This window comes from Brevundimonas sp. NPDC007368 (assembly GCF_042869015.1).
GTDB lineage: Bacteria > Pseudomonadota > Alphaproteobacteria > Caulobacterales > Caulobacteraceae > Brevundimonas.
Genome location: NZ_JBIAFA010000003.1, coordinates 288429 through 302464, shown reverse-complemented (window position 1 = coordinate 302464; position 14036 = coordinate 288429). Strand labels below are relative to the sequence as shown.

The window sequence follows — 14036 nt, the reverse complement described above, 5'->3', positions numbered from 1 at the left end:
GCCCATGTCGTGGCTAAAGAAGCTGTTCGGCGGCGTCGAAGGCGTTCAGCAGTCGCAACCTTCCACTAGCTTTATCTATGTGCGGATGCCGGGCGACGTGCAGCCTGTCGAGCGTCACTATCTTTTCGAAGACCCGATTGAGGAGCAGCTCAAGATTCGCAATCTGGGCTACGTGAGCGGCGGTGGCACAATGCAATCACCGCCGGACGAGAACGGGGTTCGGAAGATTGAGCTGACTGGCATTGATATCGAGGCAGAGAATCTGGACGCGGTTCGCGTCCTGCTCAGAGATATCTTGTCCGATCTCGGAGCGCCGATCGGCAGCCAGATCGAATTCACTATTGAGGATCGGCGGCTGCAGGACCGCCTGTCAGACAATGGTTGGGTCGAGTGCGAACCGCGAACCGACCTCCATCCCGGTTTTGACCTTTGATGAGAGAAATCCAGTGATTGACCTGAAAAACAGCCAGGGTTTCTCGACCCGCGCCATCCATGCCGGCCAGAAGCCCGACCCGACCACGGGCGCGGTGATGACGCCGATCTACGCCACCTCGACCTATGCCCAGGAAAGCCCGGGCGTGAACAAGGGCTATGAATACGCGCGCGGCAAGAACCCGACGCGCGAGGCGTTTGAAGCTTGCATCGCCGATCTGGAAGGCGGGGTTCAGGCCTTTGGCTTCGGCTCGGGCATGGCGGCGACTTCGACGGCGCTGGAGCTGCTGGACGCCGGGGCGCACGTCGTCACTGGCGACGACCTGTACGGCGGCTCGTGGCGGCTGTTCGAGCGGGTGCGCCGTCGGTCGATGGGGCTGGACTTCAGCTATATCGACCTGACCGACCTGGCGGCGGTCGAGGCGGCGATCACCGACAAGACGCGGATGCTGTGGGTCGAGACTCCCACCAACCCGTTGATGAAACTGGCCGACATCGAGGCCCTGTCGAAGATCGCCAAGGCGCACAAGCTGATCCTGGTGGTGGACAACACCTTCGCCACGCCGTGGAGCCAGCAGCCGCTGGCCTTGGGCGCCGACGTGGTCATGCACTCGGCGACCAAGTATCTGAACGGCCACTCTGACATCGTCGGCGGGGTTCTGGTGGCCAAGGACGCCGAGATGGCGGCCCAGATCAAGTTCCTGCAGAACTCCATCGGCGGCGTCATGGGGCCGTTCGACGCCTTCCTGGCCAATCGGGGGCTGAAGACCCTGGGCCTGCGCATGAAGGCGCACAACGAGAACGCCATGGCCGTGGCCCGTTGGCTGGAAGACAGGGCTGGCGTGGCCAAGGTCATCTATCCGGGCCTGGTCAGCCACCCGCAGCACGATCTGGCCGCGCGCCAGATGAACGGCCGTTTCGGCGGCATGGTCACGGTGCTGATCGACGGCGACCTGGAGCGCACCAAGCGGGTGCTGGAGCGGGTGCAGGTCTTCACCTTGGCCGAGTCCCTGGGCGGCGTGGAGAGCCTGGTCAACCACCCGGCCATCATGACCCACGCATCCGTGCCCAAGGACGTGCGCGAGGCGGGCGGAGTCACCGACAACCTGATCCGCCTGTCGGTCGGGGTCGAGGACATCGACGACCTGATCGCGGATCTGGATCAGGCGCTTTGCTGATACGAAAAAGGGGCGCTCCGGCTGACCGGAGCGCCCCTTCGATTTCTTCGTCTGGGCTAGAACCCTGACGAGGCCGAAATCAGCCTTCGGTCTTCAGTTGACCGGCCGATTCCTTGCCCGAGCGACGGTCGCGCTCGATTTCGTACGAGACCTTTTGGTTCTCGTCGAGGCCACGCAGGCCGGCTTGCTCGACGGCTGAGATGTGGACGAAGACGTCCTTGCCGCCGTCATCCGGTTGGATGAAGCCGTAGCCCTTGGTGGAGTTGAACCATTTCACAGTGCCGGTAGCCATTTTCAGGACCTCCGCTAGTCGTTGACCTCAGGGAAGAGCCCCCTTGGCCTGTCGGGTCTGAATGGATCGGCCTAGTCCTCGGTGCGCAGAGCAAAGGGGCAGCAGCGTTACGCAGAGAGATCGACATTACTAAAATGAACGGCAATCGCGTCCAAAGCAAGACCCCTGCTTTCAGGCGTCTTCTTCCTGCTCAGCGATCGCGCCGCCGATGTAGTTCTCCTGACAGCGCTTGCGCAGGGCGGCGGTGATGGTACCGCCGTACAGGCTGTCCTGAATGCGGTCATAGCCCTCGCTCTGGAGGGCCTGTTTGACGTCGCTGACCGTGCGACAGGCGCCGCTTTCAGCCAGTTGATAGGCCCGTTCAAGGGTCGTGGGGCGGAAAGTCATGGCCTTAACCTAGGGACTTTCCGCCGAATGGCCACCTTTCAGCGGTCAGGAAATCAGAACGAGAAGTTGATCCCGGCCACCAGGGCGCCCTTGTACTGCTCGCCCGGAACGTCGGCGTCGGTGTCGTGCCAGCGCAGGTCCAGCTCGACCTTGGGCGTCAGGGCGTAGGCGCCGCCGACGTTCCAGCCGGTGTAGTCGATGCTGTTGTCCTGATCGCGATGGCCGACCTCGGCCGAGACGTTCAGCTTGTCGGTGAAGTCCCAGCCGCCGCGCAGGGCGACCCAGGTCCAGGCCTTGGTCGAGCCCGTGCCGTCGGGCGAGTGCTGCAGCCGCAGGCGGGCGCTGGCCGGGCCGATCGAGCGCTTCATGTCGGCGGTGAATTCCCAGGCGTCGTTGTCATAGCCCGGGTCGGCGTCGAAGCGGTTCTTGTGGGCGACGTTCAGGTCGAAGTCGAATCCGGCGAACTCGGGGCGGACGCCCGCCACCAGCTCGGACTCCAGCCTGGAGCCGCCGCCGTCGATGGTCTCCAGACCGCCCGAACCATAGAAGAGGCCGCTGGCGCTTTCCCATCCCGCCGCGCCATAGACGAAGGGGTTGCCGTCGGACTTGGACGCCGCCTTGGAGCGGTTGTCGGTCGCGGCCCCGGCCGAGAAGGACCATTTGCCCGCATCCTGAGCACGGGCCCCGGAGGCCAGCAGGGCCAGGGGGGCGGCGGCGAGAAGGGCGGCGTTCGTCAGGGTGCGGAGCATGAGGGGCCTCGTTAAGCGACGAGGCCGCTCCTAGAGGCGCTTCTTGTCGAATTTATCACAGGCCTGTGAAAACTCGTCCGCCAACCGCGCCACAAGCTGAGCCGTAGTGGGGCTGTCGTGGATCGAACCGGAGCCTTGCCCCGCCGACCAGATGGTCTTCCACGCCTTGGCTTCCTCGTTCATGTCCAGCTTGTGCTCGGGCAGGGATTTCGGATCGATCTTGTTCTCGATCAGCGACGGGGTCAGGAAGTTGGCCGGGATGCCCGAGACGGCGGGCGTATAGGTGATGTCGGCCGAGCCGGACTGGACGATCAGGTCCTTGTAGTGGGGCTGGGCCGCGCTCTCGGCCGTGGCGATGAAGCGGGTGCCCATATAGGCGAAGTCGGCGCCCATCATCAGGGCCGCGGCCACGTCCTGACCCGTCGAGATGCAGCCCGCCAGGATGATGGTCCCATCATAGAAGCTGCGGACCTCGTTGATCAGGGCGAAGGGGTTCACCACGCCTGCGTGACCGCCCGCGCCGTTGGCGACCAGGATCAGGCCGTCGACGCCGGCCTCGGCGGCTTTGCGCGCATGGCGGACATTGGCGATGTCGTGGAAGACGACGCCGCCGTAGCCGTGGACCGCGTCCACCACGTCACGCACCGCGCCGAGCGAGGTGATGATCAGCGGCACTTTCTCTTCGACCGAGACCATCATGTCGGCCATCAGGCGCGGATTGGTCGGATGAACGATGTGGTTGACGCCAAACGCAGCGGCGTCAGGCTTCAGCCGCGACTTGATCTCTTGCACCCAGTCCCGATAGCCCTCGGTCGTGCGCTGGTTCAGCGAGGGAAAGGTGCCGATCACGCCCGCATTGCAGGCCTCGACCACCAGATCCGGGCCGGACACCAGGAACATGGGCGAGGCGATGACCGGCAGCTTCAGGCCGGACTGCAGGGAAGCGGGAATGGCCACGGGTCGTTTCCTGGGATGGTTTCTGCGGGTTGTTTTAAGGGACGCTAACCGGGTGTCGCGGGGGAAGGCAATGCACTCAGCGTCCTTCTCCCCTTGTGGGAGAAGGTGGCAGGCGGAGCCTGACGGATGAGGGGTGTGAGCGCTCCGACGAAAGGTCAGGCATTCGGTTTGGTCTATGGGTTTCGAGCCGCGCGCCGACACCCCTCATCCGAGCGCCTCCGGCGCCCACCTTCTCCCACAAGGGGAGAAGGGCAGGGTTCGGCGCGCCAAAAAACTGAGTCCAATTCGTCTGAATCGTCTGAAATCCCCCTCAAGGCCGATCCGTCCACACCCCGCATCCTACCACGGCGGGGAAGGGCGCCAGGCCGATTGTCGAAACGCCCGCGCGGCGGCAGGATTTTCTTTGGCGGGCCAAGCGCCTAAATGGCGGGCATGACGCACTATACCGACAGCCTGTCCCAGCTCGGCGCCCAGACCGCCGCCCCGACCAATCCCGAAGAGGCGGTGCTGGAACGCGTGCCCAATCCGCACGCTGACACCAACTATGTGGCGCGCTTCACCGCGCCCGAGTTCACCAGCCTGTGCCCTGTGACGGGCCAGCCCGACTTTGCCCATATCGTCATCGACTATGTGCCCGGCGACTGGCTGGTCGAAAGTAAGAGCCTGAAGCTGTACCTGACCAGCTTCCGCAACCACGGCGCCTTCCACGAGGACTGCACCGTGGCCATCGGCAAGCGCCTGGCCGATCTGCTGCAACCGAAATGGCTGCGCATCGGCGGCTACTGGTACCCGCGCGGCGGCATCCCCATCGACGTCTTCTGGCAAACCGGCGCGCCTATCGAAGGCGTCTGGCTGCCCGATCAGGGCGTGGCGACCTATCGCGGGCGGGGGTGAGGGGCGGTCTCTTCCTCCCTCCTGCCGTCATCCCCGGCCTTGTGCCGGGGATCCAGAGACTCAACGGGGAATAGGCGAAGGGCCGCGTCTTGACCTTCAGCCGTCGTGTCTATGGATTCTCGGGACAAGCCCGAGAATGACGGGTGAAATCAATGCGAAAGCTTCTGTCTGAAGAAGCGGACCACCTCACGGTTCAGGGTTTCGTGGAAGGCCGCGCGGTCGAAGCCGGGCGTGGGTTTGCAGATCATAGGGGCCGCGGCCGCCAGTTGGGGCGCGCAAGGCGGCAGGAAGTCGAAGTGGGCGGCGCCCTCGACGCGTCGGTATTCGGGCGCGACGGGCAGAGCGTCGCGGACCGGCTCGACATAGAAGGGGGCGGGCAGGATCTGGTCGGCGCCCGCCTGCCACAGCTGGACCGGCTGGGTGACCTTGCTCAGGCCCTCTTTCGTGAAGGTGAAGCCCAGGGCGGGGGCGGCGACGGCCAGGGCCTTGATGCGGGCGTCGTGGGGCAGACGCGGGGCGGCGCCGCCGTCCTTTATCGTGCCGGCGTGCTGGCCGATCAGGCGGCAGTCGTAGAAACCGGGGTTGGCGCGGCAGTGGTCGGCCAGCCGGCCGAGGTCGGGGTCGCCGCCTGCCGCCGCCAGAACCGTGAACCCTCCGGCGGAAAAGCCGAAGGCGCCGATGCGATCCGCGTCGATCCCGGCGCGGGCGCTCCAGTCCCGGGTCATGTAGTCGATCACCACCGACACCTGACGCGTGCGGCCGACGAGGTCGGTGGCGCGGCTCTGGTCGCGCCAATTGTCGCCGGTATGGGTCAGGGCGACGACGACGAAGCCGGCCTTGGCCAGGGCCATCGCTGTGTCGTGGTGGCTTCGGAAGTCGCCCCCGTTGCCGTGAGAGATGACGATCAAGGGACGCGGTTTTGCTGCTTCATCGGTCGGAACCCAGAAGCCCGCCTCGATGGCAGGCTGATCGCCGTCGGGGATGCTCAGGCGCGCGGCGATCACGCCGTCGCGGATCATGGGGTCGGCGGCTTGCGGCGGGGCGACCGGGGCTGGCGCGGCGGTCGCGGCGCAGGCGCCCAGCAGGACGGAGGCGGCGGCGATCAGGGCGGCGGTGTTCATTTCGTGTGGGCCTCATGGCGAAAGGTGATGAGGCTGTGTGAGGCGTCGGAACGCCGCTGCGCCAGCGGATATGGGCGAATGGGCGAACGGGTTCGTGGCCCGGCGAACGGCTGTCATCGGCGGCGACGCTTGCTAGTCTGAGCGAATGGATTCGTGGGGACTGAAGGACAGGCGATGGCGGGCGGCGGCCGTGGGCTTCGCCGTCTCGACCTCCGTGGGGCTGGCGCTGGGGATTATCGGGCCGTTCGGCAGCTATCTCAGTGGGACCCTGCCGGTGCGGACGGCCTATTGGGTGGTCTGTCTGTGGGCCGGGTGGCTGGCCTTCGGCGTCAGCCTGCCGCTCCTGGCGCGCTGGGCCGAGGCGCGGAGGATTTCGGCGTGGATTTGGACGCCGCCGGCGGTGGCCGTGCTGACCCTGCTGCCGGTCTTGCTAAGTCGGACCCTGGCGGTGCGGCTGTGGCCGGTGGTGGGGCAGGTCGGCTGGCTGGAATGGTACGGGCAGGGGCTGGTGATCAGCGCCCTGGCCACCGTGGGCATGATGTGGGCGACGCGGTCGCGCGAGGCGACGGCGACCAAGTCGGACGCCGAATCCGCTGATCCGCGTGACCGCCTGCCGGCCAGGCTGGGGCGGACCGTGCTGTGCCTGCAGATGGAGGATCACTATGTGCGGGTGCATACGCCGCAGGGGTCGGCCCTGGTGCTGATGTCCCTGTCGCAGGCCATGGCGGGCTTGAAGGACGTGGACGGGACGCAGACCCATCGCTCGTGGTGGGTGGCGCGCGCGGGCGTGGTGGGCGTGGTCGAGGATGGACGCAACACGCGGCTGCGTCTGACCGGAGGGCTGGAGGCGCCGGTGTCGCGCGCCCGGGTCGGCGCCCTGCGCGAGGAAGGCTGGCTGACGTGATGACCCCATCCTCCCGTCTCCCGCTCGAAGCCTGGGGCCGTCGTCTGATGACCCGCGCGGAGGCGTGGGCGGATCGGGGGCGGTGGCGGGGGTATGGCTATGAGTTCCTGTGGTTCGGGCTGAAGCAGGGGTGGGCCTGTCTGTTCGGCGGGGCCATGCTGGCGCTGCTGGTCGGGACGCATCTGCTGTGGCCGGTCATCTGGCCTGAGGGCGAGGCGCCGATGTCGCGCTACGACTTTCTGGTGATCGGGGCGCTGGCCATTCAGGGGCTGATGCTGGCCTTCAGGCTGGAGAGCTGGGAGGAGGCGCGGGTCATCTTCCTGTTCCACATCGCCGGGACGATCATGGAGCTGTTCAAGACCTATCACGGGTCGTGGATCTACCCTGAGGACTCGCTGTTGCGGATCGGGGCGGTGCCGCTGTTCTCGGGCTTCATGTATGCGGCGGTGGGCAGCTATATCGCGCGGGTGCAGCGCATCTTCCATATCCGGGTGCGGGGGTATCCGCCGCTGTGGACGACCTGGGTTCTGGCGGCGGCTGTCTATGTCAACTTCTTCGCCCATCACTGGCTGCCGGACGTGCGGATCGCGCTGTTCATAGCGACGGCTCTGCTGTTCGGGCGGGGCTGGTTTTACTTCACCGCAGACCGGCGGCGGCGGTCGATGCCGCTGCTGCTGGGCTATGGGCTGGTGGCCCTGTTCATCTGGTTCGCCGAGAACCTGGGGACGTTTGCGCGGGCCTGGGTCTATCCGGGGCAGGCGGACGGCTGGGAGATGGTCAGCCTGAACAAGCTGGGGGCGTGGTTCCTGCTGATGATCATCTCGGTGGTGCTGGTGTCGCTGGTGCACCGGCCGGAGGTGGAGGGGCGCTAGGCGCCGCTTTTGATCCCCCCCCGTGCAACGGGGGAGGGGGACCGCCGAAGGTGGTGGAGGGGGCGGATGCGCGCTCGACCTCAAGCCAGTTGGAGCGGCGCCCAAGTTGAAGCCGTGTCGCCTGATCTTGCCCCCTCCACCATGCTGCGCATGGTCCCCCTCCCCCGCGAGCAGGGGAGGATTGAAGGTTAGGGCCGCCGCTCGACCTTGTGCGCCATGTTGGGGCGGGGGCGTTCCAGGGGGGCTTCGGCGACTGTGCCCAGGTGGATGAAGCCGGCGATGGTCTCGCCGTCCCTGACGCCGAACAGGGCGACGGCGGCGGGGTCGTAGGCGTACCAGTCGGTGATCCAGCTGGCCGAATAGCCCAGGGCGTCGGCCGCGTGTTCGATGTTCATGCAGACAGCGCCGGCGGACAGTTGCTGTTCCCAGACAGGGACCTTATGGCCCTGAATAGGCGTGGAGACGACCATGATGGTCAGGGGCGGATTGGCCAGCTTGGCCAGGACGGCCAGGTCCTTGTCGACGCGGCCTTGCGTTTCGGCCAGGGCGGCGAGGGCCTCGGACAGGTCGGCGCGGCTCTGCGGGCCCAGGACGACGAAGCGCCAGGGGAAGAGCTTGCCGTGGTCGGGGGTGCGGGCGCCGAGATGCAGGATCTGCTCGATCTCGGCCTCGGACGGACCGGGGGCGCTCAGAAGCTGGGCCGAGGCCGAGCGGCGGTTGGCCAGACGGGTCAGCAGGGCGTCGGAGCGGACGGGCAGGGGCAGGGCGGCGTTCAGATCGGTCATGCCGTCTAGCTAGGATTTCATCGCGCCCGGCGCCATAGCGGAAGCATGCACGATATTCCCGTCATCAAGCCTCGCTGGGCCGAGAACCTGCCCGAGACGCCGAAATGGCAGAGCCATGGCGACAGCGTCCTGATCGACACGCCGTGGATGCGGGTGACGCGGCACCCGGCGACGGCCCCGACCGGGGCGCCGGCCGACTATGTGGTCATGCGGCCCAGGAACGTGGGGACCGGGGTCCTGCCGTTGCATGAGGACGGGACGGTGACCCTGGTAGGGCAGCACCGCTTCACCCTGATGCGCTATTCCTGGGAAATGCCGGAAGGCGGGGCGCCGATGGACGAGGACCCGTTCGACGCCGTGCGCCGCGAACTGGCCGAGGAAGCGGGGCTGGCGGCGGAACACTGGCGCGCGGCGCTGGACATGGACCTGTCCAACTCGATCACCGACGAACGGGCCATGACCTGGGTGGCCTGGGGGCTGAGCGCGGTTCCGGTGGACCCCGACCCGACCGAGGTGATCGTGTCGGTGCGGGCGCCCTTCCGCGAGCTGTTGCGCGAGATCGAGCGCGGGGCGGTGCGCGACAGCCTGACGGTGGCGACGGCTTTCAAGGCCTACCATATGGCGCGGGAAGGCGAGCTGCCCGCCGCGCTGGCGCGAGCCATGCTGGGGGCGTAGGATCGCCGCCTGAGAACGGAGGGCCGATGGCCAAGCTGGAAATCGTGCCGCAACAGCCGGACCTGTGGACGCAACTGCGCGCTGCGGCAGAGGACGCCGCGCGCGAGGAGCCGCGTCTGGCGTCGCAGCTGAATGCGGTGGTGCTGGCGCATGATGATTTCGCAGGCGCGTTGAGTTTCCAGATCGCGCGCAAGCTGGGCGACGCCGAACTGGGGGCCATGTCGCTGCGCGAGGTGGCCCTGTCGGCCTTCGCCGCCGATCCCGGCATCCTGGCGGCGGCGGAAGCCGACCTGAAGGCGGTGCAGGACCGTGACCCGGCGATCCGGTCGCTGTTGCAGCCCTTCATGTATTTCAAGGGGTTCCAGGCGCTTCAGGCCTGGCGCGTGGCGCACTGGCTGTGGGGGCAGGGGCGCGACACCCTGGCGTTTCACTTCCAGAGCCGGATTTCAGAACTGTTCCAGCTGGACATCCACCCGGCGGCGCGGATCGGCTCGGGGGTCTTCCTCGACCACGGCACTGGCATCGTCATCGGCGAGACGGCGGTGGTCGGCGACGAGGTCTCCATGCTGCACGCCGTGACCCTGGGCGGGACCGGGGCCGAGCGCGGCGACCGTCACCCCAAGATCGGACGCGGCGTCCTGCTGGGCGCGGGAGCCAAGGTGCTGGGCAATATCGTGGTTGGAGACTACGCCAAGGTGGCTTCGGGGTCGGTGGTGCTGAAGCCGGTTCCAGCGGGCTGCACGGTGGCTGGGGTGCCGGCGCGCGTGGTCAACTGCCCGACCGACGCTGCGCCCGCCCGGACCATGGACCACACCCTGGCCGACATCGCCTATGATTTCGTGATCTGATCGCGCCGCCTGTGGACGCCCGATACGCGGGCTTCCCATGAGGAGGCGGCTTCTCTAGGTTCCGCCGTCAACGACACCAACGAGGCTACCCCGTGAAAGAATCCGATCTGAAGCGCGTCGAGACGCACCTGAAGCGCACCTTCAACCACGGCGGCATCAAGGTGAAGGCCCGCAAGGTCGCCGACTCCGCCGAAGTCTATGTCGATGACGAGTTCATCGGCGTGGTGTTCGAGGACGAGGACGAGGCCGGCTCGTTCATGTTCGAGATGGCGATTCTGGCCGAAGACCTGCCGCAGGACTAAGGGCGGTTTCCAGAGGTTCTCTGGAAAGCACGCACGAAAAAGGCCGGAGGGGCGAACCCTCCGGCCTTTTGTCGTTTCAGGCGATCACCAGCCGAAGAGGCGGGCGAAGAAGCCCTTCTTCTTTTCGGGCTGAGGCGCAGCGGCGGCAGCCGGTTGCGGGGCCGAAGTCGCCGGCGTGGGGGCGGGCTTGGGCGCTTCGACCGGCTTGGGGGCCGGGGCGGGCGCGGCGGCGGCCGGAGCGGGCGTCGGAGCCGGAGCCGCGGCGACGGCGGGCTTGGGCGCCTCGACCGGCTTGGGAGCGGCGGCGGCCTTCGGCGCAGCAGCCTTGGGGGCCGCAGTCTTCTTCGGCGCGGCGGGCTTGGCGGCGGCCTTCGGAGCAGCGGGCTTCGCTGCCGCCTTGGGCGCGGCGGCCTTGGCGGCCGGAGCCTTCGTCGCCGGGGCCTTGGCGGCGGCGGGTTTCGCAGCGGCCTTCGGCGCAGCCTTGGCGGCGGCGGGCTTGGCGGCCGCCTTGGGCGCAGCGGCCTTCACGGCGGGCTTGGCGGCAGCGGCCTTGGGCGCGGCGGTTTTCGGCGCGGCCTTCGGTTTTGCAGCGGCCTTGGGCGCCGCAGCGCTCGACTTTGCCGCCGGTTTCGGCTTGGAAGCGGCAGGCGCCGCTTTCGGCGTAGAAGATTTCGACTCAGACGGTGCTTTAGCCATGGATACCCCGACCCCTAGATGGACACGGGCATTCCGTACGCCCGCACACGTTGCGATTCGTCATAATAACGGTGTTTGAGAAATGTCCGAGTCCGCAGTTCAGGTGATCGCACGCGGTGATCGCGCCCCGGCCGAAGCCGCCGCCGCCGCCATCGACGCCAACCCCCTGCTGGAAAACGCGACCTACTCGATCCTCGAAGAGGACGAGGACAAGGGCGTCTGGCGCATCGACGCCTTCCCGACCACGGATGAGGAAGCCGAGGGCATCGCCGAGATCCTGCGCGCGACGCCGGGCCTGGAGGTCATTGTCGAGAAGTTGGCCGACGCCGACTGGCTGGCCATGAGCCTGTCGGGCCTGCCGCCGGTCGAGGCGGGGCGCTTCTTCGTCTATGGCGCCCACGATCAGGGCAAGATCCCCGAGGGTCGGGTCAATCTGAAGATCGACGCGGGCGCGGCCTTCGGCACCGGCCACCACGGCACGACCGTCGGCTGCCTGGAAGCCTTCGACAACCTGCTGGCGACCGAGCGCTTCGAGAAGGTGCTGGACGTCGGCTGCGGCACGGGCGTGCTGGCCATCGCCGCAGCCAAGACGGGTTCGCCCATCGCCGTCGGCACCGATATCGACGAGCCCTCGGCCCGCATCGCCAACGAGAACGCCCAGATCAACGACGCCAAGTGCGAGTTCTATTTCGCCGACGGCCTGAGCGATGCGCGCATCGCCCAGCACGCGCCCTATGATCTGGTCTTCGCCAACATCCTGGCCGCGCCGCTGGTGTTCCTGGCGCCCGAGATCGGCCAGGCGCTGAAGTCGGGCGGGGTCGCCATCCTGTCGGGCCTGCTGCGCACGCAGGAAGAGCGGATTCTGGAAGCCTATCTGCCGCTGGGCTTCGTGGTCGAGCAGACGATCCATCATGATGCATGGACGGCGCTGCAGCTTCGCAAGAAGTAGGGATCAATTTCCTTCTCCCCTTGTGGGAGAAGGTGGCTCGCGCAGCGAGACGGATGAGGGGAGGCCGGCTTCGCGCACAGCCTTCCCGTCTTGCTCGCTGATAGAACCCCCTCATCCGAGCGCCTCCGGCGCCCACCTTCTCCCACAAGGGGAGAAGGGATAAGGAACAATATGCGCCAGACATTCGACGAAACCACCGATCCGTCCTTCGGGGCCAAGCACCTGCCCTTGCTGCGGGCCAAGATGGCCGAGCAGGGCCTCGACGGTCTGCTGGTCCCGCACGAGGACGAGCATCAGAACGAATATCTGCCCGACGCCAATGAGCGGCTGGCGTGGGTCAGCGGCTTCACCGGCTCGGCCGGAGCGGGCGTGGTGCTGATGGACAGGGCCGCGGTCTTCGTCGACGGCCGCTACACGGTCCAGGCCAAGGCCCAGACCGACCCGGCCCTGTTCGAGCGGGTCGAGCTGAACAGGCTGGCCGCCTGGCTGGAGGGCGTGAGCGCCGGTTCGGTCATCGGCTATGACCCGCGTCTGCACAGCCCGGATGCCCTGGCGACCCTGCGCGCGGCGGTCGAGAAGGCCGGGGCGACGCTGAAGGCGGTCGAGCCCAATCCCATCGACCTGGCCTGGGGCGACGCCCGCCCGGCCCAGCCGCAGGCCCCGGTGGTCCCGCACGAGGACCGCTATTCCGGCGAGAACGCCGCGCTGAAGCGCGCCCGCATCGGTCAGGCGATCGCCGCCAAGGGCGCCGACGTGGCGGTGCTGACCTCGCCGTCGTCGCTGGCCTGGCTGTTCAACATTCGCGGCGGCGACGTGATCCGCACGCCCCTGCCGCTGGGGCAGGCGGTGGTGAAGGCCGACGGCACGGCCAAGGTCTTCCTCGATCCCGCCAAGGTGACGAACGAACTGCCCGGCTGGCTGGGCGACGCCGTGACGCTGGAAGCGCCCGAGGCGCTGCCGGACGCGCTGGACGCCCTGTCGGGCTGCAAGGTGCTGATCGACCCGGCCGTGTCCTCGGCTTGGTACTTCGATCGTCTGGAAACGGCAGGCGCCGCCATCGTGCGCGGCATGGACCCCTGCGCCCTGCCGCGTGCCCAGAAGAACGCCGTCGAGATCGAGGGCAGCCGTCAGGCCCACATCCGCGACGGCGCGGCCCTGACGCGGTTCCTGCACTGGGTCGATACGGTCGCGCAGAGGGAGCTGCCGGACGAGCGGGCGGTGGTCGAGGCGCTGGAGGGCTTCCGCGAGGCGACCGGGATGCTGAAGGACCTGTCCTTCGACACCATCGCCGGGGTCGGTCCGAACGGCGCCCTGCCGCACTACAAGCCGGTCGGGGCCAAGATCCGGCCGATGGAGACGGGTTCGCTGCTGCTGGTGGACGGCGGCGGTCAGTATCTGGACGGGACCACGGACGTGACCCGCACCATGGCCATCGGCGAGGGCACGGCCGATCAGCGCCGGATGTTCACCCTGGTCCTTAAGGGCCATATCGCCATGGCGGTGATCCGCTTCCCCGCCGGGACCAGCGGGCGCCAGCTGGACGCCATCGCGCGCCAGCCGCTGTGGAACGCGGGCTTCGATTTCGACCATGGCACGGGCCACGGCGTGGGGTCGTATCTGGGCGTCCACGAGGGGCCGCAGCGCATCGCCGGATGGGGCACGGACCAGCCGCTGTTGACGGGCATGATCCTGTCGAACGAGCCGGGCTATTACCGTGAAGGCGAGTGGGGCATCCGCATCGAGACGCTTCAGGTCGTGACCGCCCCGGCCCAGGTTCCAGGCGGCGAGCGGCCCATGCACGGCTTCGAGCAACTGACCCTGGCGCCGCTGGATCGTCGTCTGATCGACGTGGAACTGCTCACGGCGGACGAGCGGGCCTATGTGGACGCCTATCACGCCGAGGTTCTGGCCAAGGTCGGGCCTCTGCTGGCCGAGGGCGTGCAGAAGGATGAGGCGGCGCTGCAATGGCTGAAGGCGCAGACGGCGCCCCTCTGA

Annotated in this window: 17 protein-coding genes; 10 read left to right on the top strand and 7 right to left on the bottom strand. The window is 67.5% G+C overall.

Annotated features, from left to right (window positions below):
• Window positions 1-4: 4 nt before the first annotated feature.
• A complete protein-coding gene (locus ACFYLW_RS08095; protein ID WP_312065078.1) occupies window positions 5-433 on the top strand; it encodes a hypothetical protein in 429 nt (142 codons plus the stop codon).
• Window positions 434-446: 13 nt separating this feature from the next.
• Entirely contained in the window at window positions 447-1610 is a 1164-nt protein-coding gene (locus ACFYLW_RS08090; protein WP_312065079.1) for a cystathionine gamma-synthase, read from the top strand.
• A gap of 79 nt (window positions 1611-1689) precedes the next feature.
• On the opposite strand, the gene ACFYLW_RS08085 is transcribed toward ACFYLW_RS08090, so the two are convergent.
• From ACFYLW_RS08085 to ACFYLW_RS08070, 4 genes are all read right to left on the bottom strand, one after another.
• A complete protein-coding gene (locus ACFYLW_RS08085) occupies window positions 1690-1902 on the bottom strand; it encodes a cold-shock protein (protein ID WP_003164457.1) in 213 nt (70 codons plus the stop codon).
• Between the two features lie 171 nt (window positions 1903-2073).
• Entirely contained in the window at window positions 2074-2289 is a 216-nt protein-coding gene (locus tag ACFYLW_RS08080) for a hypothetical protein (RefSeq protein ID WP_312065080.1), read from the bottom strand.
• Between the two features lie 53 nt (window positions 2290-2342).
• Complete coding sequence (locus ACFYLW_RS08075) at window positions 2343-3038, bottom strand: TorF family putative porin (protein ID WP_312065081.1); 696 nt, start codon at window positions 3036-3038, stop codon at window positions 2343-2345.
• A 30-nt stretch (window positions 3039-3068) separates the two neighbouring features.
• Entirely contained in the window at window positions 3069-3995 is a 927-nt protein-coding gene (locus tag ACFYLW_RS08070) for a nitronate monooxygenase family protein (RefSeq protein ID WP_313471966.1), read from the bottom strand.
• A gap of 432 nt (window positions 3996-4427) precedes the next feature.
• Here ACFYLW_RS08070 and queF point away from each other — a divergent pair, with 432 nt between their 5' ends.
• Window positions 4428-4889 (top strand): preQ(1) synthase, encoded by a 462-nt coding sequence (queF, locus tag ACFYLW_RS08065; protein WP_312065083.1) that lies wholly within the window; start codon window positions 4428-4430, stop codon window positions 4887-4889.
• Between the two features lie 149 nt (window positions 4890-5038).
• Here queF and ACFYLW_RS08060 read toward each other — a convergent pair whose 3' ends face one another.
• A complete protein-coding gene (locus tag ACFYLW_RS08060; RefSeq protein ID WP_312065084.1) occupies window positions 5039-6010 on the bottom strand; it encodes a prolyl oligopeptidase family serine peptidase in 972 nt (323 codons plus the stop codon).
• 145 nt (window positions 6011-6155) lie between these two features.
• Here ACFYLW_RS08060 and ACFYLW_RS08055 point away from each other — a divergent pair, with 145 nt between their 5' ends.
• Both ACFYLW_RS08055 and ACFYLW_RS08050 read left to right on the top strand, forming a co-directional pair.
• A complete protein-coding gene (locus ACFYLW_RS08055) occupies window positions 6156-6914 on the top strand; it encodes a LytTR family DNA-binding domain-containing protein (protein ID WP_312065085.1) in 759 nt (252 codons plus the stop codon).
• Window positions 6914-7786 (top strand): DUF817 domain-containing protein, encoded by an 873-nt coding sequence (locus ACFYLW_RS08050; protein ID WP_312065086.1) that lies wholly within the window; start codon window positions 6914-6916, stop codon window positions 7784-7786. The genes ACFYLW_RS08055 and ACFYLW_RS08050 overlap by 1 nt, the downstream gene beginning before the upstream one ends.
• 188 nt (window positions 7787-7974) lie before the next feature.
• Here the strand turns inward: ACFYLW_RS08050 and ACFYLW_RS08045 are convergent, their stop codons facing one another.
• A complete protein-coding gene (locus ACFYLW_RS08045) occupies window positions 7975-8571 on the bottom strand; it encodes a nitroreductase (RefSeq protein ID WP_312065087.1) in 597 nt (198 codons plus the stop codon).
• Between the two features lie 45 nt (window positions 8572-8616).
• Here ACFYLW_RS08045 and ACFYLW_RS08040 point away from each other — a divergent pair, with 45 nt between their 5' ends.
• The 3 genes from ACFYLW_RS08040 to ACFYLW_RS08030 all read left to right on the top strand — a co-directional run bounded on the left by ACFYLW_RS08040 (window position 8617) and on the right by ACFYLW_RS08030 (window position 10396).
• A complete protein-coding gene (locus ACFYLW_RS08040; protein WP_312065088.1) occupies window positions 8617-9246 on the top strand; it encodes an NUDIX hydrolase in 630 nt (209 codons plus the stop codon).
• Between the two features lie 26 nt (window positions 9247-9272).
• Window positions 9273-10094, top strand: a complete 822-nt coding sequence (gene cysE, locus ACFYLW_RS08035) for a serine O-acetyltransferase (RefSeq protein ID WP_312065089.1) — start codon at window positions 9273-9275, stop codon at window positions 10092-10094.
• 92 nt (window positions 10095-10186) lie between these two features.
• Entirely contained in the window at window positions 10187-10396 is a 210-nt protein-coding gene (locus ACFYLW_RS08030) for a DUF3126 family protein (RefSeq protein WP_105564438.1), read from the top strand.
• Between the two features lie 84 nt (window positions 10397-10480).
• On the opposite strand, the gene ACFYLW_RS08025 is transcribed toward ACFYLW_RS08030, so the two are convergent.
• Window positions 10481-11092, bottom strand: coding sequence for a hypothetical protein (locus ACFYLW_RS08025; RefSeq protein ID WP_313471968.1), 612 nt, complete (start codon window positions 11090-11092; stop codon window positions 10481-10483).
• Window positions 11093-11174: 82 nt separating this feature from the next.
• Between ACFYLW_RS08025 and ACFYLW_RS08020 the strand changes: the two genes are divergently transcribed.
• Window positions 11175-12041 (top strand): 50S ribosomal protein L11 methyltransferase, encoded by an 867-nt coding sequence (locus ACFYLW_RS08020; protein ID WP_312063203.1) that lies wholly within the window; start codon window positions 11175-11177, stop codon window positions 12039-12041.
• Between the two features lie 171 nt (window positions 12042-12212).
• A complete protein-coding gene (locus ACFYLW_RS08015) occupies window positions 12213-14036 on the top strand; it encodes an aminopeptidase P family protein (RefSeq protein WP_312063205.1) in 1824 nt (607 codons plus the stop codon).